The sequence below is a fragment of the Clostridioides sp. ZZV15-6597 genome, from assembly GCF_020657815.1.
Lineage (GTDB): Bacteria > Bacillota > Clostridia > Peptostreptococcales > Peptostreptococcaceae > Clostridioides.
This window is the reverse complement of the sequence record NZ_JAGWCT010000192.1, coordinates 1-3,180: the sequence shown is the minus strand read 5'-3', so window position 1 is coordinate 3,180 and position 3,180 is coordinate 1. Positions and strand designations below refer to the sequence as shown.

Annotated in this window: 3 protein-coding genes; all 3 read right to left on the bottom strand. The window is 27.4% G+C overall.

Features of this window, described 5'->3' with window-relative positions; genetic code table 11:
- Positions 1-188 precede the first annotated feature (188 nt).
- The 3 genes from KGF52_RS20650 to KGF52_RS20640 all read right to left on the bottom strand — a co-directional run bounded on the left by KGF52_RS20650 (position 189) and on the right by KGF52_RS20640 (position 3,106).
- A complete protein-coding gene (locus tag KGF52_RS20650; RefSeq protein ID WP_227841467.1) occupies positions 189-1,010 on the bottom strand; it encodes a histidinol-phosphatase HisJ family protein in 822 nt (273 codons plus the stop codon).
- Between the two features lie 218 nt (positions 1,011-1,228).
- A complete protein-coding gene (locus KGF52_RS20645; protein ID WP_227841466.1) occupies positions 1,229-1,582 on the bottom strand; it encodes a hypothetical protein in 354 nt (117 codons plus the stop codon).
- An 81-nt stretch (positions 1,583-1,663) separates the two neighbouring features.
- Complete coding sequence (locus KGF52_RS20640; protein WP_227828819.1) at positions 1,664-3,106, bottom strand: cell wall-binding repeat-containing protein; 1,443 nt, start codon at positions 3,104-3,106, stop codon at positions 1,664-1,666.
- Positions 3,107-3,180 lie beyond the last annotated feature (74 nt).

Below are 3,180 nucleotides of genomic sequence, written 5' to 3'. Positions count from 1 at the left end.
GTTAAATATCATAACAATAGTTTTCTAAGCTACAATAATCACTTTTATTAAAATAAATCTTATCTTTATTATTATTTTTTGCAAAATAAAAACCTCTAGTATTTTCCTAGAGGATACAATGTCATACTATTAATTTTTATACTAACTTTTAAATTATTTAAAAAGACTATATATACTATATTAGCTCCCTATGCTATATTATTAGATTTAACTTTTTCTATGTTTAAAAAATAAGTTTCTCTCTCTTTAAATAATGATACATATTTAAAATCAAGATATTTAAGCATATCATAAGCCACATCAAAATCTTTACATATATCTTCTACTCTATGAGAGTCAGAACCTACAGTAACTATAAAACCTCCAAGTTCTCTATATCTTTTTAAGATATCTTCATTTGGATGTATAGCATTTAATCCATATCTATAACCAGATGTATTTAACTCTATTCCACTTCCATTATTAATTATTGACTTTAAGACTTCATCAATAACATCTTTAAAGTCATTATATATTACTCTGTTATCTGAATATATCCCATATCTAGATATATAATCTAAATGTCCATATATATTATAATCTTTAAATTCATGATTAGTTTCAAGTATACTATTAAAATATTTATAATATGCATCTTCTTTGCTAAGTCCTTCAAAGTATTTTTTCGATGGAACAGGTACATTATCAATTGTATGAGTTGAACACAATATAAAATCAAAAGGATGTGAATTTATTACATCTTTTATTTCATTTTTTAAATGTTTTCTATATCCTACTTCAACACCTAATAATAACTCTATATCCTTTTTATACTTTTCTTTTAGTTTATTAAACACTGGGACATATTTGTTATAATCTATACAAAATCCCTTACCTTCATCATGCTCTAAATGGTCTGTAAAAGTCAAATATCTAACACCTATACTTATAGCTTTTTTTATTGTATCTTCCATTGAATCCTTTCCATCACTTGAAAAATTAGTATGAATATGATTATCAATTAAATTCATATTATCCCTCCCTTTATTTTATCTATCTTAATTATACTACAGGTTTATTGTATACAATTGTTAAAAGAAAATGATAATAGTTAAATTTTATTTACAATACTTCCTCTTTAAAGAAATACCTTATTTTTATACAAAAAAGGAAGTGTCTAAATTGATTTTATAAAATCAATTCAGACACTTCCTTATTAATACATTTTGTTTAATATATTTTATTTAATTTATCTTTTAAAAATTTGCATTTTTTGACAAATCTTAGTGGTTATATATCCAATCATATAAAAGGCTGCATAAAGTAAAACATAGATATATGCTGAATCATTTAAAAATATATACATTAATATTATATAAGTTATTAAAGATACTACAAGTGATAAAATCAAGTTAGTTTTACTCAATACACAAACTATCCCTTGAATTAAAAAAGCAATTGGAAAAATCAAAACCATACCTATTACAAAAATCCCTTTGGCAGGAATATCTGGTATATTAAATATATCTGTAGCAAAAGTTAAAAACATTAATAACATTATGATTGTAGGAAATATAATACTAAAAACATTACTTTTTTTCATGATAAATTTTCCTTATTTGTAATTTTAAATTAGCTATTTAAATGAAACCCAATAAATATAGCTTTTAAATTAATAATTTAATTACTTTGTCGCCTCAATTTCTCCCATCATTCTAACTAAGTCTTGTCCATATTGACCACCAGCCCAATTATTAGAAAGACTTTCAACTGTTTTAGCTTTCCCAAATAAAGATTTTTCATGTCTAGGGTCTACTGGATTTGAAAGTGGATAGCCCTCTTGTCCTGCATATAGACATAAATGTTGAATTTGAGCTAGTATTCCCTCTTCCCAAGTATCAAATCTTGAGTGTGCATTTTTGTCAGTATCAGAACCACCAACAGAAGTCTTAAGTCCACAGGGATTCTTAAATGATGCATCTAATACTCCACCAAAATTACAGAAACCAGTTTCTTTTGCTGATTGAGCTACTGCTAAAACAGGATTTACACCTTCTTGAACAGCTGTATCATATAGTATTGGTATCAATTCTATAAATAAATCATTTGCTTTTTTAGATTTAGCCCATTTTAGACAAGCTTCTAAACTAGCTGTTGGTTCACCTAATATACTTGTCTCATCTTTTATAGGTGAATCCCCTTTTGTAGATGAATCACCATTATTCTGTGCAGCAGAAACACATTTATTATACACACTATCGCTTATTGAACCTAGTCTAGTAATCTTATCTGCTCCTGCTAGTATGGATTTATCACTATCTTCTGATACTAGTACAATTGGATTATCTTTAGCAATTGTAGAACCTGTAAGAGCATTCACTAAATCATATCCATCACTTAAATAAAATTCTGATGAATCTGGATAAAATTCTTTTATAACTTTTTTATTTGTATCATATCTATCTGAACCACCAAGTCTCTTAGAGTTAGTCTTGTTAACTAAACTAGTACTCATAGAAATACTTCCACCTACAGCATATGATTTTACATTACTTGTTGAAAAAGGAACACTTTTTCCATCTGTAAGTACTATAGGAGCTACATCTCTTACTGAGACAGGTGCAGCACTTATAGTATCAGCTTCTCCTTTATATGCATTAGTTAATATAACTTCATCAACTTTTTTAATGGTACTTACTTCTTTGGCAACACTATAACTAGTCTTTATTCTATCATCTCCACCTAATCTAGTTACTTGTGCTCCTGTATTTTTCAGCTCAGTTTCTACTGACTTACTTATTGACAACTCTTTACCTATTATGTATATCTTTTTTACATTTTTTAATCTTTGTTTTGTTTCATTTGGTATGTTACTTTTTTGAGCAAGCAAAATTGGAGCATCTACAGCACCAGCAAGACCACTTGCTGAAAGACCATCTGCTATAGAACTATCCATATTTACCACAATGGCTGTATCATAGCTCGTTTTATCTGCTATTAATCCAGCCGTCTCATATATGTTCTTACCTTTAATGGTATCTGATGTTAATGCACTTACATTAGGTGCATTCATTAGAAATATAGCTAATGTTAAACCTAATGCTAAAACTCTTTTAATTGTTCTCATATTCTTCCCCCTTGATATATCAAGCTTAATCCAAAAATGACTATAACATAGTAATACATCTACGCTATAGTCAT